This is a genomic window from Thalassospira permensis NBRC 106175 (genome assembly GCF_000714555.1).
In the GTDB taxonomy this organism is placed as follows: domain Bacteria; phylum Pseudomonadota; class Alphaproteobacteria; order Rhodospirillales; family Thalassospiraceae; genus Thalassospira; species Thalassospira xiamenensis.
This window is the reverse complement of the sequence record NZ_AUNC01000031.1, coordinates 1-23805: the sequence shown is the minus strand read 5'-3', so window position 1 is coordinate 23805 and position 23805 is coordinate 1. Positions and strand designations below refer to the sequence as shown.

Annotated in this window: 22 protein-coding genes and 1 riboswitch; of the genes, 10 read left to right on the top strand and 12 right to left on the bottom strand. The window is 52.5% G+C overall.

Translation table 11 applies throughout. The features are described 5' to 3' along the window. Window positions 1-410 precede the first annotated feature (410 nt). The gene (locus tag SMB34_RS14635) at window positions 411-1166 is read left to right on the top strand and encodes a glycerophosphodiester phosphodiesterase family protein (protein ID WP_037991105.1); all 756 of its coding nucleotides are present in this window, start codon (window positions 411-413) and stop codon (window positions 1164-1166) included. A gap of 104 nt (window positions 1167-1270) precedes the next feature. Beyond that, window positions 1271-2707, top strand: a complete 1437-nt coding sequence (locus SMB34_RS14630; protein WP_037991104.1) for an MATE family efflux transporter — start codon at window positions 1271-1273, stop codon at window positions 2705-2707. Between the two features lie 83 nt (window positions 2708-2790). Here SMB34_RS14630 and SMB34_RS14625 read toward each other — a convergent pair whose 3' ends face one another. Beyond that, the gene (locus SMB34_RS14625; protein WP_037991102.1) at window positions 2791-4053 is read right to left on the bottom strand and encodes a hypothetical protein; all 1263 of its coding nucleotides are present in this window, start codon (window positions 4051-4053) and stop codon (window positions 2791-2793) included. A 97-nt stretch (window positions 4054-4150) separates the two neighbouring features. Continuing rightward, the gene (locus SMB34_RS14620; RefSeq protein ID WP_037991099.1) at window positions 4151-5110 is read right to left on the bottom strand and encodes an AraC family transcriptional regulator; all 960 of its coding nucleotides are present in this window, start codon (window positions 5108-5110) and stop codon (window positions 4151-4153) included. 196 nt (window positions 5111-5306) lie between these two features. Here SMB34_RS14620 and SMB34_RS14615 point away from each other — a divergent pair, with 196 nt between their 5' ends. Continuing rightward, window positions 5307-5783 carry a low molecular weight protein-tyrosine-phosphatase gene (locus SMB34_RS14615; protein ID WP_037991116.1) on the top strand — a complete coding sequence of 159 codons (477 nt, stop codon included), beginning with the start codon at window positions 5307-5309 and terminating at the stop codon, window positions 5781-5783. A gap of 3 nt (window positions 5784-5786) precedes the next feature. Then, a complete protein-coding gene (locus SMB34_RS14610) occupies window positions 5787-6641 on the top strand; it encodes a fructosamine kinase family protein (protein WP_037991096.1) in 855 nt (284 codons plus the stop codon). 211 nt (window positions 6642-6852) lie between these two features. Here the strand turns inward: SMB34_RS14610 and folE are convergent, their stop codons facing one another. From folE to metZ, 3 genes are all read right to left on the bottom strand, one after another. After that, a complete protein-coding gene (folE, locus tag SMB34_RS14605; RefSeq protein WP_007091870.1) occupies window positions 6853-7443 on the bottom strand; it encodes a GTP cyclohydrolase I FolE in 591 nt (196 codons plus the stop codon). A gap of 63 nt (window positions 7444-7506) precedes the next feature. After that, on the bottom strand, window positions 7507-7899 hold the full coding sequence (apaG, locus tag SMB34_RS14600; protein ID WP_007091869.1) for a Co2+/Mg2+ efflux protein ApaG: 393 nt from the start codon (window positions 7897-7899) through the stop codon (window positions 7507-7509). Window positions 7900-8113: 214 nt separating this feature from the next. Further along, window positions 8114-9316 carry an O-succinylhomoserine sulfhydrylase gene (gene metZ / locus SMB34_RS14595; protein WP_037991115.1) on the bottom strand — a complete coding sequence of 401 codons (1203 nt, stop codon included), beginning with the start codon at window positions 9314-9316 and terminating at the stop codon, window positions 8114-8116. 77 nt (window positions 9317-9393) lie between these two features. Further along, window positions 9394-9468, bottom strand: a riboswitch (SAM riboswitch). Between the two features lie 232 nt (window positions 9469-9700). Between metZ and SMB34_RS14590 the strand changes: the two genes are divergently transcribed. The 3 genes from SMB34_RS14590 (at window position 9701) to SMB34_RS14580 (ending at window position 13427) form a co-directional block, all read left to right on the top strand. Beyond that, entirely contained in the window at window positions 9701-10474 is a 774-nt protein-coding gene (locus SMB34_RS14590; RefSeq protein ID WP_240478836.1) for a TVP38/TMEM64 family protein, read from the top strand. Beyond that, entirely contained in the window at window positions 10471-11898 is a 1428-nt protein-coding gene (locus SMB34_RS14585; RefSeq protein ID WP_037991094.1) for a dihydrolipoyl dehydrogenase family protein, read from the top strand. Before SMB34_RS14590 ends, SMB34_RS14585 begins: the two co-directional genes overlap by 4 nt. A gap of 68 nt (window positions 11899-11966) precedes the next feature. Further along, window positions 11967-13427: a sensor histidine kinase gene (locus SMB34_RS14580; RefSeq protein ID WP_037991091.1), complete on the top strand. Its 1461-nt coding sequence runs from the start codon at window positions 11967-11969 to the stop codon at window positions 13425-13427. 180 nt (window positions 13428-13607) lie between these two features. On the opposite strand, the gene SMB34_RS14575 is transcribed toward SMB34_RS14580, so the two are convergent. The 4 genes from SMB34_RS14575 to SMB34_RS14560 form a co-directional block, all read right to left on the bottom strand. Next, entirely contained in the window at window positions 13608-14213 is a 606-nt protein-coding gene (locus SMB34_RS14575; RefSeq protein WP_037991089.1) for a DNA-3-methyladenine glycosylase I, read from the bottom strand. Between the two features lie 31 nt (window positions 14214-14244). Then, the gene (locus tag SMB34_RS14570; RefSeq protein WP_037991088.1) at window positions 14245-14532 is read right to left on the bottom strand and encodes a YciI family protein; all 288 of its coding nucleotides are present in this window, start codon (window positions 14530-14532) and stop codon (window positions 14245-14247) included. Between the two features lie 15 nt (window positions 14533-14547). Further along, window positions 14548-15153 (bottom strand): TetR/AcrR family transcriptional regulator, encoded by a 606-nt coding sequence (locus tag SMB34_RS14565; protein WP_205618053.1) that lies wholly within the window; start codon window positions 15151-15153, stop codon window positions 14548-14550. 186 nt (window positions 15154-15339) lie between these two features. Then, entirely contained in the window at window positions 15340-16788 is a 1449-nt protein-coding gene (locus tag SMB34_RS14560) for a TrkH family potassium uptake protein (protein ID WP_007091861.1), read from the bottom strand. Between the two features lie 307 nt (window positions 16789-17095). On the opposite strand from SMB34_RS14560, the gene purU reads away from it, so the two are divergent. Then, the gene (gene purU / locus SMB34_RS14555) at window positions 17096-18001 is read left to right on the top strand and encodes a formyltetrahydrofolate deformylase (RefSeq protein ID WP_007091860.1); all 906 of its coding nucleotides are present in this window, start codon (window positions 17096-17098) and stop codon (window positions 17999-18001) included. A 228-nt stretch (window positions 18002-18229) separates the two neighbouring features. Continuing rightward, window positions 18230-19666, top strand: coding sequence for a sensor domain-containing diguanylate cyclase (locus SMB34_RS14550; RefSeq protein WP_007091859.1), 1437 nt, complete (start codon window positions 18230-18232; stop codon window positions 19664-19666). 71 nt (window positions 19667-19737) lie between these two features. Here the strand turns inward: SMB34_RS14550 and SMB34_RS14545 are convergent, their stop codons facing one another. From SMB34_RS14545 to SMB34_RS14535, 3 genes are all read right to left on the bottom strand, one after another. Next, window positions 19738-20745, bottom strand: coding sequence for an aspartate-semialdehyde dehydrogenase (locus tag SMB34_RS14545; RefSeq protein ID WP_007091858.1), 1008 nt, complete (start codon window positions 20743-20745; stop codon window positions 19738-19740). A gap of 291 nt (window positions 20746-21036) precedes the next feature. After that, complete coding sequence (locus SMB34_RS14540; RefSeq protein WP_037991106.1) at window positions 21037-21225, bottom strand: DUF3012 domain-containing protein; 189 nt, start codon at window positions 21223-21225, stop codon at window positions 21037-21039. 96 nt (window positions 21226-21321) lie between these two features. Next, the gene (locus tag SMB34_RS14535; protein ID WP_139328270.1) at window positions 21322-22779 is read right to left on the bottom strand and encodes a TrkH family potassium uptake protein; all 1458 of its coding nucleotides are present in this window, start codon (window positions 22777-22779) and stop codon (window positions 21322-21324) included. A gap of 169 nt (window positions 22780-22948) precedes the next feature. Here SMB34_RS14535 and SMB34_RS14530 point away from each other — a divergent pair, with 169 nt between their 5' ends. Continuing rightward, complete coding sequence (locus SMB34_RS14530; RefSeq protein WP_037991084.1) at window positions 22949-23731, top strand: thermonuclease family protein; 783 nt, start codon at window positions 22949-22951, stop codon at window positions 23729-23731. Window positions 23732-23805: the final 74 nt, after the last annotated feature.

Genomic DNA, 23805 nt, shown 5'->3' with positions numbered 1-23805 from the left:
CCGGACCTGTAAACACCTTTTTTGAAGTTTTTCTGAGATTTTTGCAGATTGTTTTTTTCACCCCCGAAACGGTCCGCACAAACACTGGTCTTTCCGGGGTTTTGCATTGAAATCCCTTAATCGAAGAACATGACACTGCCCCTGTGAAACAGTCGTGAAACACAGGAAATCCGGAAAAAACAATCAGATCAATGCGGGAATCCGATATGGAGTCCAATGACTTCAGTGCGAATATGAAAAGAGTTACGTTCAAATCGACACAAGATTTTCGCTTTTTTACAGAAAGCATCAGGCGTATGAGAATCGCAACGCCAATCTAATCAGCCGATCCGGGCAAAACGGTTTCGCGTGAAACACGATCACCCGGTTCTGAAACACATTTGCCACCCGAAATACAGAAGGTCCGAACCGTGATCGAGATTCCCCATATTGTCGCCCATCGCGGCGCGTCCATCGAAGCCCCGGAAAACACCATTGCTGCCTTTCGGGTCGCTGGTGCGCGTCAGGCCAAGTGGATTGAATGCGACGTAACGCTGAGTGCCGATAACCAGTGTGTTCTTATTCATGACGACACACTTGAACGGACCACCAACGGCACAGGTCCGATCCACAAACAGCCATTAAGCGTGCTGCGCGAGCTTGATGCCGGTTCATGGTTTTCAGATATATATAAAGGCGAACGTATCCCGACACTGAGCGACACGCTTGAGACCCTGTTCTTTATGGATATGGGGGCCAATCTTGAAATCAAGCCATCGGGCTGTGATCCCGTGCGGCTGTGCCAGGAAGTTGCAAAAGAACTTGATCGGGCAAAGAAGCTTCCGATCCTGCTTTCAAGTTTTGATGACAGTGCCGTTGCCGAAATCAGGCGCCTTTTGCCCGACATGCCGTGTGGCTGGCTTCTGGAGACACTACCCGACAATTGGCATGACGGATATACCCAGCTTGGCGCAAGTGCGCTTCATATCGATCACAAGGCACTTGATCCCGAAAAGGCCGCTGAAATCGTTGCGGCCAATGTGCCGCTGGTCTGTTATACCGTCAATGATCCGGCCCGTGCCAAAGAGCTGTTTGGATGGGGGGTAACATCGGTCATTACCGATGATCCCGCAAAGATGATTGCCGCAATCCCGCTTCATCCCAACCCGCAGGACCGGAACAAATAAGCCGACAGGCAAGATAATAATCACGCGCTACGCGCCACCCACCCGCCATTGCACCGCCACCGCAATGACTGCCGCGCGTCAATGATAACGAGGAAACGAAGACTATGACGATCACACCACCCGGCGCCCCACCGGGTATGCCCCCCAGTCATCCGGCAGGGTTGCCACCGAATGTTCCGCCGGTTCCCCTATACCCGCATAATCGCGTTCGGCGTCATTTAAGCGAACTATTCCGTTTGGCGCTGCCGGTTGTGATTGCGCGGCTTGGCATGCTGATCATGTCGGTTGTCGATACGATCGTTGTTGGCAATTATGACAGTGCCAGTCTGGCCTATCTCAATATTGCGCATGCACCCTTTACATCATTGATGGTTACCGGCATCGGGCTTCTGACCGGGGTGATGATCCTGACGTCACATTCGGTGGGACGAAACAATCTTCTTGAAGCGGGACAGACATGGCGGGCCTGTCTGCCCTATGGCATGCTGATTGGCATTGCCTTCATGCTTGTGACCTGGAAATCCGAATGGCTGTTTATCGCCACCGGCCAACCAGAAGATATCACCGAGCATGCCAGCAACCTTTCGGTCATCCTGTCGATCGGAATGCCCGCCGCAATGATCTATATTGTGTGCAGCTTTTTCCTCGAAGGACTTCAACGTCCATTACCCGGCATGATGCTGATGATCGGGGCTAATTTTATTAATCTGGTACTGGATTATGGACTGGTTTATGGCGCGTTTGGCTTTCCGGAAATGGGAGCAGAGGGCGCAGCATGGACATCAACCGTAATTCGCTGGCTTATGGCGATCAGTCTGCTTGGTTATATCCTGCTGATGCGCAGTCATGTCGATTACGGCATTCGGGACGGTTTTGCCGGTTGGTGGCACCATTCACGTAATGCCCGCCACATGGGATATGCCGCTGGCGCCAGCCAAGGCATGGAAACCAGCGCCTTTGCCGCCATGCAGCTTTTCGCAGGACGCCTTGGGGTCGTGGCCGCGGCAAGTTACGGTATCACCATGACGATGCTGGCATTGATGTTCATGGTTGCCCTTGGACTGGCATCGGCGACATCCGTTCGGGTCGGCATTGCCTATGGCAGACGTGACCGCCCCGATATGGCATTGGCCGGGTGGATCGGGCTTTTGACAACCATGGCCGTGATGCTGTTGCTCAGCACGCCGCTTTATTTGCTTCCGGGGATGGTGGCACACCTGTTTACGCAGGACGCCACCGTGATTGCCACGACAGCCGGTGTTCTGGTTCTGATGCCGATCATTTTCCCGACCGACGGCGGACAGAATGCCGCAATCAGCGCATTGCGCGGTGCCGGGGATAAATGGGTTCCGACGATCCTGCATCTGGTGTCATATATATGTGTGATGATACCCACCGGGTACTATCTGACCTTTGTGGTCGGGCTTGGTGTTGCCGGGCTGTTCTGGGGAATTGTGATTGCAAGCCTTGTCGCGGTTAGCGGCCTTGCCATCCGGTTTGCGATTGTATCGAGCCGTCCGATCAAAGCTTATCAGCAATAGACCAAGCGCCTTGTCACTAAAAGAAAGGTCCGCCGAATACCCTCAGCGGACCTTTTATTTTGCGCGTTTGCCTAAATGCAAAGCTATGCGCGCACCGCATCGAGTTTAAGGCGCGGCATCAGCAGATCACAAAACGGCAGAACCAGCGTATCCAGAGCCGAAGCCGCCCGTGCGGCATCAATGCGGATGATGTGCTGCTCGATATCACGCTGGGTTGCAAATTCGCCCAAGGGTGAAAGTTCCGGCAGGGCTTCGACAAGGGTTGCGTAAAATGCGACCTGATCCTCGCGTGCTGTTCCCGCCGCAAGATTTCCAAGATGGTTATAAAGCGCCATCGCAAGGAACCAGCGGCAATAGGGCATCAAGCCTTGCAGAATTTCGGCACGTTGTTGGGGCTGAACATATTGCTGCAAATCGGGATCAAGCCAGACGGCATTTTGCACCCCGGCAATGAACGCATTGCGAAGAGCCGGATTGGCATCATTGAAAAACACCACCGTCAGCCAACCAGAAAGATCATCAAGCGCAGCGCGCCGCGTTTCCGGATCTGCTTTGCGATCAAAATCAAGGGCAGGCATCGGGGGCTGAGCCGACATTGCAAGAGTGGCCACCGCCGGATCGATCAGAGCATTGGCAAGCCATGCCTGATGCCAGATTTGCATCGGTCTGAAATAGGGTTCCTTTTCCGCGCCGCCAGCTTCGATCCAGCTTTCAAGCAGGTGCGCCCGTCCAAGCGACATGCCGATACGAAGCGCGTCTTCAAATCCCATACCATCGCGCAAAAACGGATCACCCAGCATATCTTCGAGCAATGGCAATGCGGCAAACACATGATCGGACCGCAGGCCCGCCCCTACCGGCTGATAATAACCGGCAGCATCCCGATGGCCGATCAAGCTGCGCGCGTGTTTGCCAAATGCCCCCCAGAAGGTCAGACGCACCGGTTCTGCGCGCTTGCGCCAAAGCGGACGGGTCACATGCCAGCTTTCGGTTTCGATCAGAGCCATCGCCATCGAACCACCCAGCCGGGCAAGGGGTTTGGCAATAGCGGCATCAAGTTCATCGGCAGAACCGACATGGCCAACAGAAAGCCGCCAACCCGGTTGTTCATGAGGATGGCGATCCAGCCACAAATGGGCAAACCCGTTTGACCCGGCCCGCTCAGCGGCAGCTGCAACCAGATCAAAGAACATGGCAATGGGTGCAGGTAATTCAGGCACATCATGATCGCCAAGCGGATCCCCGACCTTCCAGGTCCGGATCATCACATCCTCTGCATCCGGGCGATCCCGGAAAAATGGTGGCAGGAAACCTGCATACTGATCGGTTGCGGATGTATCAGTCATGGATAGCCTCGCAATCTGGGCGGCGATAGTGGCGCAATGGTTGCTGTCGTGCTGATACCCAAGGAAACCAGACCGGTCAATCGCCGCCGCAATTTAATCAGGCGCGCGTTAGACCGGCATGACCAAGACTGGCTTCGCGATATACCGAAGGAGGCATCCCCACCAGACGACGGAAATCACGGCTGAAATGCGCATTGTCGGTAAAACCGCACCAAAATCCGATTTCACCAACCATCAGGCTGGTGCCAGCCAGAAGGCGGCACGCCTCGCGTACCCGCATCAGACGCAGGAGATCGGAAAAACGGCTGTTGGCCTGTTGCAAGCGACGCTGCAAAGTTCGGCCAGATGTATCTAGCGCATTGGCAACATCTTCAATCGTCCAGCTGCGCCCGATATCATGTTCAAGCACAGCGCAAAGCTTTTGCACGACCGGTCGACTGTTCCCGACGGTCGGCGCCGTTCCGGGCATATTCGCCATAAAGGGATAGCCCGATGAAATCGCGACATAGCTTTGCCAACTGATGCGAAAACGTAAACCGCGCCCGGCAAAATCGAGTTTCTTGATCAGTTTTCCATTTCGGATCACCGGAATGGAAGGACCATGGCTGGGCAGGATTGCGCTGCTGACATTTTCGACACCGACCGCTTCGAGCAGACCAACCATGAAACCATGCATTAAAAGGTTTTCGACCCGTGCGGGCGGCTGGCCACGGACAGCACCACGATGCAGGGTCAATGATTTTCCGGCGGCCTGATAATCGGTGCGACTGCGGGCATGGGAATAACCTTCAAGCCGATGCCAGCGATCCGCGATCAATTCGGGCGTTGCCCCCTGGCGCAACATGGTCAAAACCGGTTGCTGTTCCTTAAGCGCAAGATGACGCCCTAGCCGCACCAATACCGAAGGCCCGTTAGCTTCTTCAAGAGCAAGCAGAATGCTGCGCAGGCGAGCACTGGTGATGACCGTGCCTTCCGGCACAAGATCATATCCCTTTGGCAACCACGCCAGTTGCCGGATCAGGGCGATATGCAAACCAAACGAAACGAATTCCTGCATTACCAATCACATTTTTGAACCGCCACTTGGCGCGATCATACAAACATATGAGATGGCTGTCAGCTTATCGTAGAAAATGTCACGAAGCTGTTACATTGATCATTTGGTGTTTCGCGCAGTTACCGTAGATATCATTGCGCCGAAAGCACCGAATGTGCCAGTCTCGCAAGGTCCCGACCCAACGGAAAGCCATATCGTGATTAAAGTTCTGTTTGTCTGTACCGGTAATATATGCCGTTCTCCCACCGCCGATGGCATTTTCAAGACCATGGTCGGCAAAGCAGGGATGGATGATGCCATCAAAGTCGATAGCTGCGGCCTTTCGGGATATCACGCCGGTGAACAGGCTGATCCGCGATCACGCGAAATGGCCGCCAGTCGCGGTTATGACCTGTCCCTGATCCGATCTCGTAAAATCACTTCAAGTGATTACAGCGAGTTTGATTACATCCTTGCAATGGATGACGGACATCTGGCCGATATGCAAAACCAATGTCCCGCCCAGTATCGCGATAAGCTGGAACTGTTTTTGGATTACCACCCGAACCGTAAAGGACAAAGCGTTCCTGATCCCTATTATGGTGGGGCAAACGGCTTCAAATCGGTTTTTGATATGATTGAGGAAACGTCAGGTGCCTTGCTAATCCACATCAGGGAAAAGCATGGAATTTGAGCGATGGCATCGCCGATGATTACACAACGGATTAAAGACATTACCGGAAGCGAGGTTGCGGCCTATCACCAGCTTTCGGGAGGGTGCGTTTCTGATGTGAAGCGGGCCGATCTTCGCGATGGTCGCAAACTCGTCATCAAGCAGGGCGGTGAGGCAAATCTGGAAATTGAAGGCCGGATGCTAGACTATCTGGGCACTCATTCCCCCATTCCATTTCCGGCCGTGTTACACGCCGAGCCCGGATTGCTGATCATGCATTTCATAGAAAATGATGGTCACATGAACGGTCAGGTTCAAAGTGACCTTGCCGTTCTATTGGCCAGGCAACATCAGGTTACACAAGGCCGGTTTGGGTTGTCCTTTGACACGCTTATTGGCGGCCTTGATCAGCCCAATCCCCTTACGGTCGACTGGATCACCTTCTTTCGCGATCACCGTCTGCTTTACATGGCCCAGCAAGCAGCAAATTGCGGACGACTGCCAGGGCATTTTTTATCACGGACCGAAACCCTGTCGGCCAAACTTGGTGATCTTTTGCCATCAGACTGCAAACCATCCTTGCTGCATGGCGATCTGTGGGGTGGCAACATTCTGTGCCAACAGGGAAAGATCGCCGGATTGGTTGATCCGGCAGTTTATTTTGGTGATCGGGAGATCGAGCTTTCCTTCGGCACGTTGTTTGGTGACCTTACACCTGCATTCTTTGATCGGTATTCGGAAATTTTCCCGATCCTGCCGGGCTTCTTTGAAGAACGCCGTGAACTTTACAACCTTTATCCCCTTCTGGTGCATGTTCGTCTTTTCGGTGGGTCTTATGTCGGTTCCGTGGATCGCATTCTCGCCCGTTTTGGGGTATGACGGGTAAAATCAGCAGCCATGCAGGATCGGCTTTTACCTAACTGTTTCCAAATGGCCGCGACAATGCTGGTCAGTTTAACGATGCATTCCGCAACGTGCTGCAAACCTGCAAATCCTGCCATCAGTAGTTTCGTGCCGACTGAACATAACCGTGCATATGACAAAGGCCACCCCGAAAGGCGGCCTCTATTCATTATATTCGAAACAAACCCTATCGACCGATCATCGCGAAAAACTCGCGCCGGGTGATCGGATCATCGCGAAACGCCCCAAGCATCCGGCTGGTCACCATCGACACCCCGGTCTTGTGAATGCCGCGTGTGCTCATGCATTGATGGTTGGCGTCAATCACGACGGCAACACCCAGCGGATCAAGTTCTTCCTGAATGGTATTGGCGACCTGTGCGGTCATTTTTTCCTGAATCTGCAGGCGCTTTGCGTAAACTTCGACGACACGGGCCAGCTTGGAAATGCCAACGACCCGGCGGCGCGGCAGATAGGCAACATGCGCAACACCGATAATCGGCACCATGTGATGTTCACAATAGGACTCAACACGGATATCACGCAGCACGACCATCTCGTCATAGCCGTCGGTTTCCTCGAAGGTGCGACGTAAAATTTCTGCCGGATCCTGCTGGTAACCTGCGAAAAATTCACCGTAGGACCTCACAACACGGTCCGGTGTTCCGCGCAGTCCTTCACGATCAGGATCATCTCCTGCCCAACGAAGCAGGGTACGAACGGCTTCTTCTGCTTCTTCTTGCGATGGGCGTTTAACGGCGCTGGTTTCGCTGCACATTTGGCTTCCTCTTTATAATTCTGTCCTGTGGGTCATGTGCTCCCGACCCTGATCTTGGTTCGTTTAATTAAGTGTGCGCTTGCTATGCGGACTGTCGAGCGAAAATGCCGGGATTTCAATATCAAACCGGTTTCCATCCATGTCAGTCATTTCATATGTCCCAACCATGAAACCGCTTGGCGTCGCCAATGGCGCGCCGCTTGTGTAATTGAAACTTTCGCCACTTGCCAGAACCGGCTGCTCGCCGACCACACCTGATCCCCGGACTTCCTGGGTTGATCCCCGGGAATCGGTAATACGCCAGTAACGGTTCAAAAGTTGTACTGTTTTCGGGCCATGATTTTCGATGACAACCCGATAGGCCCAGACATAACGGTGGGTGTCCGGGTCTGACTGTTCGTCAAGGAACACAGGTTGCACGGATACTTTTATGTCTCGGGTCACGGATGAATACATGCAAAACTCCAGGCCAATTCTTATTGCGTTCCTTCTGCCAAGGGCGTTGCGCTTTTTTGCTTTACCTAGGTCATATTTAGACAGTCAATGCCCCAAGTACCAGATGTCTGCCACCAATTTGCCATCCCGATCACGTATTTTCTCGGCTAAGCAAAAGGCGGCCCGTGCAGATACGGACCGCCTGACATAGGCATATCGCCGAACCTGCTTACTGTTATACGCGCAACGCGGCAGACAGATCTTCTTTCAGATCATCAATATCTTCGAGACCGACAGACAATCGCAGCATGCCCTCGGTAATGCCCATAGTGATCTTGTCTTCAGCCGGAACACGTTGGTGGGTCGTGGTCCACGGATGGGTCGCAAGGCTTTTGGCATCACCAAGATTGTTCGAAATATCAATAAGCTGAAGATTATCGAGCAACGAAAAAGCAGCCGACTTTCCCCCGGCAAGCTCGATCGCGATCAATCCCCCACCACGCCCCGACATCTGTTTCATCGCCAGTTCATGTTGCGGATGACTTTCGAGCCCTGGATAGATAACGCGCGATACCTGCGGCTGTTCCGAAAGGAACCCGGCAAGTGCTGTTGCATTGCGAATATGCTGATCAACACGCAGACCAAGCGTTTCGAGACCTTTAAGCAGAACCCATGCGTTGAAGGGGCTCATACTGGGACCGGTGTGGCGCAGGAACGTTGTCAGGTGGTTATCGTGCCATTCCTTGTCATTGAAAAGGATCGCGCCACCAAGACAGCGTCCCTGACCATCGATATGCTTGGTCGCGGAATAGACAACAATGTCAGCGCCCAATTCCATCGGCTTTTGCAGGATCGGTGTCGCAAAAACGTTATCAACAACAACCTTGGCACCGGCCTTATGCGCCAGATTGGCAACAAATGCGATATCGATGACTTCCAATGTCGGGTTGGACGGGGTTTCAAGGAAAACGGCATCAGCCGGTTTCGACAATGCCTTTTCCCACGCAGCATGGTCTGTGCCGTCAACCAGTTCGGTTTCAACCCCGAACCGGGGTAAAAGGGTCGTCAGGATAAACTCGCACGAACCGAAAAGTGCCCGCGAACCGACAACACGGCCGCCTGCCTTTGTGCACGCGATCAGGGCATTCCAAACAGCAGACATGCCAGATGCGGTTGCACGGCAATATGCAGCACCTTCGAGCAGCGCCAGACGTTCTTCGAACATCGCCACCGTCGGGTTGGCAAAACGCGAATACACAAAGCGTTCCGGGCCGGTACCATCAAAAGATGCTTCAGCCTCGGCAGCACTGTCATAGACATAGCCGGAATTCATAAAAATGGCTTCGGAGGTTTCATTAAACCCGCTGCGCGCCGTGCCGCCCCGAACTGCACGGGTGGCCGCACGCCATTTATCAGAAGCCTTTTTTTCGGTTGTCATCGTCTTGCTCCTATATGCCCGGTCATATTGGGATGACCCGGACACAAAAAAACCCTGACCGGCACGATGGGTCAGGGCCGAAGCCACGATTACCCTCTTTAGCGATTTTTTACGTGGTCGCAAGCCGGTCGACAAATCCCACGAAGAAATTCGACGATACGACTTGGTTTCCCCGACGTCAAGCATCACGCACCCGGCAATCATACCTATCCGTCTTTGAATCCACATGGGAGTTTCCCAGTGGCCTCACGCAATGGTGAAAGCAGTTCATAAGCATCTCGTGCTTTTTCGCTCTATTGTTCGGCCAAGACATGCAATCCTTTGAAAGCCGCTTCCCTCAGAGAGGCGGTTAAGACAGTAAAATCAATGACCAAGACACATTCAATGACGTCAGAGCACACGACCAAAGATCATTCCAAGTCCGGGCAGGCCACCAGCGTCAAAACGCCACTTTGGCGAAAATTTCTGCCGGTCTCTATCCTGTTTGCCGGATTGGTGCTCGCGTGGCTATTTGGTGCGGTGGATTATTTATCGTTCGAAACCCTGCGCGAGAATCGCGATATTTTGCAGAATTTCGTCGCAGATAATCCGGTTCTGAGCGTTGCTACCTTTATGGCGGGCTACGCCATTGCCGTTGCCCTGTCGCTTCCGGTGGGGTCGATACTGACCATTGTTGGCGGGTTTCTGTTCGGGGCGTGGCTGGGCACGGGTTATGTCGTGATTGCCGCGACCTTTGGCGCAACAGTCGTTTATCTTGCCGCGCGCTATGCCTTTTATGACCTCATGCGTGCCAAGGCCGGAAGTGCAATCCGTAAAATGGAAGCTGGCTTTGCCGAAAACGCATTCAGCTACCTTATGGTCCTGCGGCTTGTACCGTTATTTCCGTTCTGGCTGGTTAATCTGGTCCCGGCTCTGCTGGGGGTAAAATTTCGGTCATTTGTTGTGGGTACGGCGGTTGGAATTATCCCGGGCACCTTTGTGTATGTTTCAATCGGGGATGGTTTGGGTGCACTGTTTGATCAGGGCAAGACGCCCGATCTTGGCATTATTTTTGAACCCCGCATTCTAACCCCGATCATCGGCCTGGCTGTGCTGGCAATGATCCCGGTGGCCTATAAAAAATTCCGTAACCGCAATAGCGGGGCAAACACCCGATGAGCGACATAATCAAAACAGACATCTGTATCATTGGCGCCGGATCAGGCGGGCTTTCGGTTGCTGCCGGTGCGGTCCAGATGGGTGCCGATGTTGTCCTGATAGAAAAGGGCAAGATGGGCGGCGACTGCCTGAATACCGGTTGCGTTCCGTCCAAGGCATTGCTGGCTGCGGCACACGCGGCCGAGAATGCCCGTACAGCATTTCAATTTGGTGTCGACACCGGCCCGGTGGCAATCGACTTTGCGCGCGCCATGGATCATGTCCATTCTGTCATCGCCGGTATTGCACCGCATGACTCGGTTGAAAGATTTGAAAAACTCGGCTGTCGGGTTATCGAGGCCAAAGCACATTTTACCGGCCCGAACGAGGTCATCGCCGACGGCAAACGCATTCACGCCAAACGGTTTGTGATTGCGACCGGGTCACGTGCAGCCGTTCCAACAATCGACGGGATTGACGCCGTCCCGTATTTTACCAACGAAACCATCTTTGAAAACCGGATTTGCCTTGATCACCTGATCATCATTGGCGGTGGCCCCATCGGCCTTGAAATGGCACAGGCGCACCAGCAGCTTGGCGCAAAAGTCACCGTAATCGAAATGGCAACGATCCTGCCAAAGGACGATCCCGATCTTGTGGCTGTGGTTCGCGATATGATCGAGTCTTCTGGCATAAGCCTGTATGAAAAGGTCAAAACCAAACGGGTGGAGACACATGGCGATCAGATACGCGTTATCATCGAGCATAACGGTGCAGATATCACCATCGAAGGCAGCCACCTTCTGATTGCAACAGGACGAAAACCGACTATCGATGATCTTGGGCTCGACGCGGCCGGGGTGACATACAGTGCGCGCGGGATCAACGTCGACAAAAGATTACGCACCAGCAATTCCAAAATCTTTGCCATTGGCGATGTCACCGGTGGTCTGCAATTTACCCATATGGCGGGTTACGATGCTGGCATTGTCATTCGCAACGCCCTGTTCCGGTTGCCTGCAAAGATCGATTACAAAGCCGTTCCATGGGTGACTTATACCAATCCAGAACTGGCACAGGTTGGCTTGAGCGAAACCGCAGCACGCGAAAAATTTGGCGATGCAATCAGGGTCGTTACCTGGCAATACGCGGAAAATGATCGCGCGCGGGCCGAAGCCCGAACCAAAGGCTTTATCAAAATCGTGACCACAACACGCGGTAAAATCCTTGGTGCCGGTATTGTTGGTCACCAAGCCGGGGAACTCATCGGCCTCTGGTCGCTGGCCATATCACAGAAAATGAAAATCGGGGCGATTGCCGGAATGATCGCGCCTTATCCGACTCTTGGCGAATTGTCCAAACGCGTTGCCGGGGCGTGGTACACACCCAGCCTGTTTAGCGAAAAGACTCGCAAGATCGTCCGCTTCCTGCTGAAATTCGGCTAGGACGGTCAGAGTGGGGGCAAGCTTCTGAAACACTGTACATTTTTCCCCGTCTCTGGCTAACATTTGTCATGGAACGCCCGCATCTCAAACTGCCCCCATGGGCCAAATCGCTGTCGGCACGGTTGCTCGTGCTGACTGTGGGGTTTGTGATGCTTGCCGAAATTTTCGTCTTTGCACCGTCTGTTGCCCGATATCGGGTCGACTGGCTTAAGGCGCACCTTGATTCCGGTTACCTGGCGGCACTGGCACTGGAAGCTACACCCGATCAGATGATCCCCGATGATCTGGAAAAGGAACTGTTGTCCAATGCCGGGATAGAAGCGGTAATTTTACGCCGTGATGATCGCAAATTGCTGCTTCAGCGCGATGACATGCCCGCAAAGGTCGATCATGATGTCGATCTGACGACCTTTTCCATCCTGATGGCATTGTATGAAGGTCTTTCGACCCTGACCCAGCCGCATGATCGCATGTTGCGTGTGGTTGGCATGCCATCCATGGCACCGGACTTCGAAATCGAAATACTGGTTCATGAACACGGTCTGGCAGAAGACATGCGCAATTTCGGCTGGCGGGTGATGGGGTTATCGCTGGTGATCTCTTTCTTTACCGCCGGGCTGGTTTATTTTGCGTTGAACCGGCTTCTGGTTCGGCCGATGCGAACATTAACCAGCGACATGATCCGTTTTCGCGAAAATCCGCAGGATCAGGGATCAGTCATCGTGCCAGATGATCGTGACGATGAAATTGGCATCGCCCGGCACGAACTGGCCAATATGCAGCACGATTTACAGGCAATGTTAAACCAACGTCGTCGTCTTGCGGCTCTTGGAACCGCGGCAACAAAAATCAGCCACGACCTGCGCAATGCATTGGCAACCTCAATGCTGATGACCGAGAAGCTTGCCCAAAGCGAGGATCAGGAAGTCCGTGCTGTCGTCCCCCGCCTGTTATCATCGATGGAGCGTGCGGTTTATATCAGCGAACAAACGCTGTCTTTTGCCCGTGAAGCACCACCAACACTTGATATCGCACGATTTACCCTGATCGAATTGATCGAGGAAGTGCGCGATCAGGTGCTGTTGCAGAATGGTGGTGAAAGTCTTCTGGCGCCGGAAAGCCTCGATACGGCCAAGGAACCCTGCAAGGCCAAAATCCATATCGAGCTGCCGCCGGAACTGATGATTGAAGCCGATTATGATCAGCTTTTTCGTGCCTTCAGCAACCTGATCCGCAATCCGTTAGATGCCGGGGCAACTGAGGTGACCGTCAAACTGGCCCCTGCAAATGATCAGAATAAAGAGGACGCGTTTGCTGAAATCCTGATCATGGATAACGGGCCCGGCTTACCTGAAAAGGCAATCAAAAATCTATTTGTCCCGTTCGCCGCAACCGGCAGGAAAGGCGGAACCGGTCTTGGCCTTGCCATCGCAAGGGAACTGATTCTGGCCCATGAAGGGGACCTTCGCCTGAGCGCAACAGGACCTGATGGCGCCACGTTTTGCGTGCAGCTCCGGGTCATAATGTGAAGTTGTCGCCTTACGCTAAAGAATCAACAATAATAGATTTTTTCTATCAAATTTAAATTCACATTCGATTTCACCAAGTGAATTTCATTTGGCATTGTTGGGTCAAGGCGATGCTGGACCAATATCCCGATCCCCGATCCGCTCCTGACCCTAGGTCTGGCATCGCCACCTTCTCTAGAATCACGGCCGTTCAAATTCCCAGCGCGCAGCATCGATTACCGGTCGCATAAAGCATCCTTCTGCATGATCGTTAATCAAGCCCATTGCCTGCATAAAGGCATAGACGGTCGTTGGGCCAACAAACTTCCAACCCCGTTTTTTCAGATCCTTTGAAAGTGCGGCCGAAATTTCAGACATGGATGCAGTCTGCGGCTTTGCAACAGAATCCTCCCTTGGCTCGAACTGCCAGAAGTAAGCGGCAATCGATCCTTCTAGTGCCACCATTTCACGCGCACGTTTAGCGTTGTTGATGACGGCTTCGATCTTGCCACGGTGGCGAATAATGCCCGCATCCCGAAGCAGCCGCTCAACATCACGATCTGTAAACTCAGCAACAAGATCAAAATCGAAGTTATGGAATACGGTGCGGAAATTCTCGCGTTTGGCCAGAATGGTGCGCCAACTAAGGCCGGACTGAAAACCTTCCAGACAGATCTTTTCAAATAACCGGCGATCATCACCAACAGGAAAGCCCCATTCCGTATCGTGATAGACATCAAATTCTGGTGCTGCATCACACCATTTACAGCGCGTTTTGCCGTCTGCACTGATCGTTGTGGTTCCCATACTGCCCCCTCTTTTCTTAGTCCCGGAGATATCACGCCTTCAGGAATTCCAAACGTTCATCCATTCTGGCCGGGGTGATTTCAATGATTTCGGCCTCGACGATTTTTTCGATAACAAACGGGTCGGCATTCAGACGTTCCGTTAACTCTTCCATGGTCGTATTGTGCGCAAGAATTCCCCCTCCCCGACTGGGTTGGAGATTGCCGACCACCAGAAACACGCCCTCATCAAACCCCTGGCTGATCCATTGTTTATGGCCCTCCATAAACTGCGATGCCTTCGCTCGATTCTCCGAAAACGTCAGTAAAATGGTGAACATCGTTATTATCCCTGATCATTTGGTTGCTGCATGGTTGTTCCGGGTACGAAGCGACCGCATCTGTCCATACAGCCAGTCACACATCTGATCGACTTCGTACTGGACGAATTTTTCATCACCAAACGCATTGGCAAGCGCCGCTACACCCTGACTGCGCGCAAGCAAATGCATCGCCATACCGTCCGATCGTTCGGCAAAGCCAAGTCGTGTGAACTGCCGACCTAGCCAGACGCGGAAAAGGGTAAAAAGTCCCGCCGCGTCACTTTGCGCAGCATGATTGAGCTTTGCCAGTTCGGCAGAAAGTGTTCCGACCGGGCATCCGTAGCGTCGGATTTTTTCCCCGTTCACGATCAGAATATGAATGAAACTTCGAATGCGGGCGACCGGGTCTTCTCCGGTGGCTTCCCAGTGATCAAGCATCTGTTCGGTATTGGTCAGGCGCCGATTGATCACGGCATCAAGAATCTCGTCCTTGGTTTTGAAGTGATAATAGAAATTGCCACGCGATATGCCGACCTCGGCTGCGATATCTGCAAAGGAGGTCGGCTCGAACCCCTGTTGATAAAACAGCTGATCCGCAGCTTCGACAATCCGTTCGCGCGTGCCCTGTTCCACGATCATGTCTGTTCAACCTGAATGATGGGTGCTTGAAACTCGACTAGGACAATTGCCCTATTTGAGATTTAGGACAAATGACCCAATCTGTCAATCAATCAAATCGCAACGGGTTTCGGTGACAATCAACTTAGAAAGAAAAAGAAAACCCCGCACAAAGGCGGGGTATCATGGCAGGCTGGAAGAGTAAAATCAGTCGCGCCAGAAAGCCGGGAACAGCAGCACCAGAACGGTGAAGACCTCCAACCGGCCAATCAGCATACCGATCGACATCAACCACTTTGCCCCGTCTGGCAGGGTTGCGAAGTTACCGGACGGACCGACAATCGGACCAAGTCCGGGACCGACATTGGCAATCGCTGTACCGGCACTTGAAACCGCCGTAATGAAATCAAGACCCATTGCGCCAAGAGCCGCCGCCAGAACCACAAAGCAGAAGACGAACAGGAAGAAAAAGCTGAGCACCGATTCCGTAACGTCTTCGGAAAGCGGTTTCCGGTTATAATAAGCGATGAAAACACCATGAGGCCGCAGCATATGAGAAAGCTGAACCTTGGCGATTTCGTAAAGCACCTGCAGGCGGAATATCTTGACCCCGCAGGTCGTTGAGCCGGCACAGCCGCCGATAAACATTACAAAAAAGAATACCGTAACGGCAAATGGTCCCCAAAGGCCGTAATCGGTTGTGGCGTAGCCAGTCCCCGTCATCACGGAAATGATATTAAACGACGTGTATCGAAGCGCATTCAGGAAGGCGACATCGTTTGTTTGCGAATGCCAGATGGTCAGACCCAGAATGATCGAACTGGCAATCGCAACGAACCAGCGAACCTGACCATCCATAAAAAGCGCCAAGGTCCTGCCACGCAGCATTTGAAGATAAAGGATAAAGGGCAATGCGCCCGTTGCCATACCCAATGTGATGATCACATCAACTGCGGCATTATCAAAATGCCCGACCGATGCGTCCTTGGTCGAAAAGCCACCGGTCGCAATCGTCGTCATCGCATGGGCAATCGAATCAAATCCGGGCATACCCGCCCACCACAAAAGAAACGCCCAAATTATGGTAAAGCCCAGATACAAACTGGCGATACCAATGGCGATCTGGGTTGCACGCGGAAAAGCCTTATCGGACTTGTCAGAGTTTTCCATCCGGAAAAGCTGCATACCGCCAACACGCAGCATCGGCATGACGGCAATTGCCATCACAATGATCCCGATCCCACCAAGCCACTGCAAAAGTGCGCGCCATAGCAAAATGCCCGGTGGGGCAGTATCAAGTCCGACGATCACGGTCGAACCGGTCGTCGAAATCCCCGACATCGCTTCAAAGAACGCGTCCGTGTAGCTCATATCAAGGTCGGAAAATGCAAACGGCAATGCGGATACGGCAGTCAGAACAAGCCAGCTTGTTGTGGTCAGGATAAAAGCCTGTCGCGATGTGATTTTGAGATTCTCGGTCCGGTTCATCATCACTAGCGCACCGCCGATGAACAGCGATACGGCCGACGCGGCTGAAAACACCAACCAATCCCGTTGCCCGTAATACATATCAACCAAGGCAGGGATGAACATCCCGATCGACAGGGTGCACAGCAAAATGCCGATAATGAAAAGGATTGGACGAAAATCGATCAATGAAAAGCCCCGTACCATGTTTTACGCCCGTTCCCATTGAACCGGGCATGACATGTCTTCGCGATTATCCCGACAAGCTGCACTGCATAACCGAAAAACCGGTTCGTTTGCATCATCTTCCAGCAAACGAAGCGGAATTCTTCGCACATGCCCTGCCAATGTCCAGCTTTTAAACGTGTGGCTCCTTGCTTGATCGTAATTTCATGCCTTCAATCATAGAGCTATGCGTATTAGGTCTATCAGCGTTGGCAGAGCTTGTTTAACGCCAATTCCGGGTTGGCACGGCCTGCCAACGCCGGTATATCGCATGCAGGTCAAAATTCATAAACCGAAAGACAAAGCGGAAATGTCCGAACTCGCCAAAACCTTCATCCTGACGATCACCTGCCCGGATACGTTCGGGATCGTCGCCGGTGTCACCAGCTTCCTTGCCGAAGAAGGCGCGTTCGTCAACAAGCTGGAGCAATTCGGCGACCCGCAGAGCAATCGCTTTTTCATGCGCGTGAAATTCGATGCCGGTCGTGCCCTACGCACAAAGGCCGAATTTGCCGATAAATTCGCCACCATCGCAGAAAAATTCACGATGCAGTGGGAACTTCACGATTTCCATCGGAAGCCAAAAGTGTTGCTGATGGTGTCAAAGTTTGGCCACTGCCTGAACGATCTGCTGCACCGGGTTGCCTCAAACAATGTGCATATCGAAATCCCGGCCATTGTTTCAAACCACGAAGACATGCGTGGAATCGTCGAATGGTACGGAATTCCTTACTATCACCTCCCGGTGACCAAAGAAACCAAAGCAACCCAGGAAGCCAAACTGCTTGATATCGTCGACGAACACGATGCCGATCTGGTTGGTTTGGCGCGCTATATGCAGGTTCTTTCAACCGATCTGTGCCGCGAACTTGAAGGTCGCTGCATCAATATTCATCACTCCTTCCTGCCCAGCTTCAAGGGTGCCAAACCTTATCATCAGGCGCATTCGCGGGGCGTGAAACTGATCGGGGCAACTGCGCACTATGTCACAGCCGACCTTGATGAAGGACCGATCATCCATCAGGCCATCGAACATGTCGATCATACGATGACGGCCGAAGACATGGTTGAAATCGGGCGCGATATTGAATCCGTCGTCTTCTCGCGCGCAATTCAGATGCATTGCGAACATCGTGTTTTCCGCAATGGCAGCAAGACCGTCGTCTTCCGTCGATAAAACACAGACGCGAAACCACAATCTCTCATCAAACCGCCAGCTTTAATGACTGGCGGTTTATTTTTTGATATAATTTACTACCTATGAAAGTAATTCGTTAATTCGGCGAAATGGCCGATAGAAAACATGAAAATTATCGAATAAATTATACTTGGGAAAATAAAATTCCCAAAATAACAATAACTTGCAACGAATATCGTTGCCCTGAAACTACCTTGGGGGCTTTCCGTGCCGGGAAAGAAAATCTATTTCGCCGTCGTCTTATGCATTTTGCTCGTTGTCGGATTTCTGACCACGAGTTTTGTCAGCTTCTATGTCGCACGACAATCGCTGGAACAGCAGATTTCCGAGAGCACCCTGCCACTCACCAGTGACAACATCTATTCGGAAATCCAGCGCGACCTGTTGCAACCGATCTTTATTTCGTCACTGATGGCGCAGGACACCTTTGTCCGCGACTGGACGCTTGGCGGGGAAAATGATCCCGAACAAATCATTCGCTATCTCAGCGAAATCCAGATGCGCTATGACACGGTCACAGCTTATTTCATCTCGGATAAAACCCGGAACTATTATCACCCGACCGGCATGATCAAGCAGGTATCCAGAGATGATCCGGCTGATTTCTGGTATTTTCAGGCCCGCGACAATCAAAAACCTTATGAAATCAATGTTGATCACGATACCGCAGACCGGTCGCGCCTGGCCGTTTTCGTCAATTATCAGGTGCGCGATTATGATGGCAATGTCATCGGCATTACCGGTGTTGGCCTATCCGTCAACTCTGTGACCCGCCTGATAGAAACCTATCAGAAACGGTATGGCCGGACGATTTACTTTGTTGATCAGGAAGGCCGCATCACCCTGCACGGCAGTGGCTTTGGCACGTCCGAAACATTGCATGATCGCGATGGCATTCGTATTCATGCGACGCAGATTCTGACGTCTCCGGGCTCTTCGATCACCTACGAGGACCACGGTGAAACCTATTTCGTCAACAGTCGCCTTGTTCCCGAATTCGGTTGGTTATTGCTGGTTGAACAAAAGGAGCATATCGGTGATCAGCAGATTGAAACCACCTTCCTGATCAATATCGCCATATCCCTTCTGATCACGGCAATTGTCAGCATTGCCGCATATCTGACGATCCGCAATTATCAGAACCGCCTGGAAGAACTGGCATCGCGCGATAAGCTGACCGGTGCGTGCAATCGACAGGTTTTTGATCTGGTATTTGAAGGTGTGGCCAAATCCTGCAAACGCCGGGCAGAACCGCTTGGCATCGTCTGTATTGATCTTGATGAATTCAAAGAGGTCAACGATACGTTCGGCCATCCGGGAGGTGATGCAACGCTTAAGGAAGTTGCCACCACCATTCGCCATCATTCGCGGGAATCAGATACGCTATGCCGTTGGGGTGGTGATGAATTTGTTCTTCTTCTGCCTGGACTCAACCGGCAGGAAGCCATGACCAAGGCACGCGAAATTGCTGATGCCATTCGCGAACACCCGATACGTTTCGGACGGGATAACATTCTGGTCACAGTCAGCGCCGGCATCACGGAATATCGTGATGGCGAGGAGTTTGAAACGCTAATCACACGTGTTGATAATGCGCTTTATACCGCCAAAAATACCGGACGGGATCACATCTCTGTTGCCTGAATATGGTGATTTCACAAACAAAAACGGCCCCCGAAATCGGGGCCGTTTTCATTTAGCATCCGTTATATCGCTTAATCCGCGATATAGGCTTCAGCGATCTGGACTGCGTTCAACGCGGCACCTTTAAGCAACTGGTCACCGGCAACAAACAGTTCCAGACCATGATCACCAAAGATCAGGTTTGACCGGATACGACCGACTTCGACGTCATACTGCTTGGTCGCGTTGATCGGCATCGGATAGACATTGTTTGCCGGATCATCGACCAGTTTAACGCCCTTGGCATTCGCCAGTGCCTCACGCGCGGCCGCCGGGGTCACAGCCTTTTCGGTTTCGATCACGATGGACTCCGAATGGGTACGCTCGGTCGGAATACGCACAGCCGTGCACGATACTGGCAGGTTCGGCGTACCAAAGATTTTGCGGGTTTCCCACGTAACCTTCATCTCTTCGCGGGTATAGCCATTTTCCTGGAAGCTATCGATATGCGGGATAACGTTGAAAGCCAGCGGATGAGCAAACACCTCGGCCGGGACCGGCCTGCCTTCAAGACCTGCGGCCAAACCTTCACGCAGTTCGTTCATGCCCGGCTGCCCCGCACCAGACGCCGCCTGATAGGTGGATACAAACACCTTTTTCAGACCAAATGCCTTGTGCAGCGGCCAAAGAGCCACGGCTGCAATCGCAGTGGTGCAGTTCGGATTGGCAACAAGCTTGGCAGTCTTGGCAAGATCACCATTGATTTCCGGCACGATCAACGGCACATCGTCATTCAGACGGAACGCCGAAGAGTTGTCGATCACCAGCGCGCCCTCGGCAATCTGCGGGGCGAATTCCTTGGCGAAATCACCGGAAACTGCAAGGAAGACAATGTCACACTGCTTGGCTTCTTCAACCGAAAACAGTGCGATGGTCTTAGTACCGTACTTAGTCTCCACGGTCTTGCCTGCAGAACGCTCGGATGCGAACAGGGTGAGTTCACCCACAGGGAAGTTGCGATCAAACATAACATTGATCAGCTCGACGCCAACCGCACCGGTTGCGCCGATCACACCGACATGGAGATTTTCGGCACTCATAATAATTGTCTAACCTCGTATAAAAATTGTTGTCATTCTCGACTTACGCGATTGCTCGCGGGCCGCGCATTATAGGGATTTCTCGTGCGTTGGCAAATGCAGCTTGCTGCATCGCACGCATACACGGCAATCTTGAAACTCAAACGCCACTCTAAACGAGTTGTTCCATTCATTTTTATTCGGGTTTTACGCAAAATTCTGCCCTTTGGCGTTTTTCCCGACATGCGGCAGCCAAAGGGCATCATTAGAGGGTGTCGGGCCAAAGCCCCCCATGCAACAGGTAATCGAAGATCAGAAAACGCAATGCTTGGCGAAGTCTGTTGCCTCGTTGGCCGTCCAGTCGCCTTTTGGCTTTGCTTTCATGTCCTCGCACCACTCCTTGCTGCCAACCTCTGGCGAACAGGCACCGAGCGCCCCGGCCACCATCAAAACCGACAAGCCAAGAACGAGTTTACGACCGGGAATGTTCCATTTTGCCATTTGCGTGTCCTTCGTTAATTTGTTCAGATGAAAACGACTGCCCGTATCGGGCAAAACCACGGCAATGCTGCGGGCATTCGTCACTAATGACCGAAATCAGTCCCGCCAGAAGGCTGGCATCAAAAGCACAAGAAATGTTTCAAATTCCAGCCGCCCAAGCACCATCGCGATATCAAGAATCCATTTTGCCGCATCAGGCAATGACTGGAAGTTCCCTGCCGGACCGACAATCGGGCCAAGGCCCGGACCAACGTTGGCAAGTGACGTCGCCGCAGCACTCATCGAGGTCACCAGATCAAGCCCGGTAAAAGCCAATGCGACACTGATCGCGATATAGCTGATCGTTAGCAGGAAGACGTAGACCGTTACCGCATTATAGATGTCAGAAGTGATTTCATGTTTATCGATCCGGCTTACTATTACTGCCGAAGGACTGCGAAGCCGCATGAAATGGGCTTTAAGTCCGGTGAACACGACATAAAGCCGGAACATCTTGAATCCGCCGGCCGTAGAGCCGGAACACCCGCCAATAAATGTCGCAAAGAAGAACAGCATGATCGCCGCTGGTCCCCATTGCAGATAGTCGCCCGACGCGTAACCAGTTGTCGTGATCACCGAAACAAGGTTAAACGCAGCCATGGTCAGTGACCTGAAAAAGCCGTCATCAGAAATATGCATCAGCCTCAGTGTCAAAAGCCCGGTGAAAACGGCAATGACAAGCAGAAAAAGCCTTATTTGCTGATTACTTATTATCGCGCTGATATCGCGTTTGCGAATCAGAACGGCATAGGCCGTAAAAGGCAGGGCACCAGCAAACATGAAAATGATGCCGACCCAGTGCAGCGCCAAACTGGAATCGAATTTGGCAAATGAGAGATCGGATGTTGAATAACCGCCAGTCGCCAAAGTCGACATGCCATGATTGATCGCATCAAACCAGGTCATGCCAAAAATCCGGTACAACACCATGCAGATGATGCTAAGGCCGACATAAATCATCACGATTTGCAGGCACATGTCACGAATGCGCGGACTCAGCTTTTCCGAACGGTCCGAACTTTCCATTTGAAAGAGCTGCATTCCGCCAACCCGCATCATAGGCAACAATGCAAGCGCTGTAACAATAATCCCGATGCCGCCCAGCCACTGCAGAATCGACCGCCAAAGCAACAACCCGGGCGGCATATCATCCAACCCGGACAAAATTGTCGATCCGGTTGTCGTCAGCCCCGAAACAGTCTCGAAGACCGCATCGCAGAAACTGATATCAAGAGATGAAAACCAAAGGGGCAATGCCCCGGTCAGACTGATCGCGACCCATGAAAAAACTGTCAGGACATATCCCTGCCGGGCTGTCACACGCGGGCCCATTTCAGACCGGCAGGCAAGACAAGCCATACCACCAAGCCCGATACTGGTCATCGACGCCTGCGCGAAGATTTTCCAATCCGGGTTACCGTAATACAAATCGACCGCAGCCGGGATCATCATCGACACACCGATGATGATGACCATGATACCTACGACGAAAAAGATGGGTTGCAGTCGAAACAAGAACAGTGTCCGTGCCTAACTCGGGAAATCCGCTTTTACAGCCAAACGACAGCGATTGCATCCTGTTATCGCAGATGCACCTTCACAGAAGGAATCAGAGCCGCAAATTTCCCGATATTGCGGGTCATTATTTTGCCGTTGTTTTCGGCTGTCCTTATCAAAGCCATTCATGCCATTCTGTATCTCGATTGCATCGCCTCTGTCCAATCACCAAACCATCGAGGTCACTTTGAACCGCTTTTTCCGCCTGATTATCCTGCTTGCCATTCCTGTTGCTTTTTTACTTGCCGTCTATTTGCAGGACAAACCGGTTCAAGCGGCCGGGGGTGACAAGCAAAAAAGCGATCAAATGGCGCTGGAGGCAGAAGGACGCGATGTTCTGGTCATTGACGGTGATACAATCATGATTGATGGCGTCGTCGCCGATATTGCCGGGATCGATGCACCGGAACTTGGACAGCAATGCCTGCATAACGGTAGTTTATGGGATTGCGGCATGTCATCGGCCATGCAGCTTCGCAAATATTTCGCCATGGCCCCCTTCACCGTGCGCTGCTGGCCCGGTGATCAGCAACATTCCGACAAAGGTGACGATTTCCCGATTGTCGAATGCGGCATTGGCGAACGCGATGTGGCCGCAGCGATGGTCAGTGACGGCGAGGCCCTTCCGATCGAAGGATATTCCCACCGATATGACGGTCTTTCGAAAGAAGCCGATAATGCAGGGATCGGCATTCAGGGCGGCGATATGATCCCGCCATCCGAATGGAGATCAGGCAAACGGCTTGATGGTGAAAGCGGACGCTGTCTTTTCGCCACAGCGGCCAATGGGCACTATGTCGGCACCCTGGACCCCCGCTATGAGGAGCTCGTCACGGATAAGGCAAAACTTCTGTGTAGCGATGAACAAGCCCGCAAACAGAACCTTTCTTACGCGCCGATGCAAAAGTAAGCCGATCTGACCGAACGGTTTCTTTAAGTAACCGGCCCTGCACTGCAATCTGGCATCGAAATATTTGGAAAGCT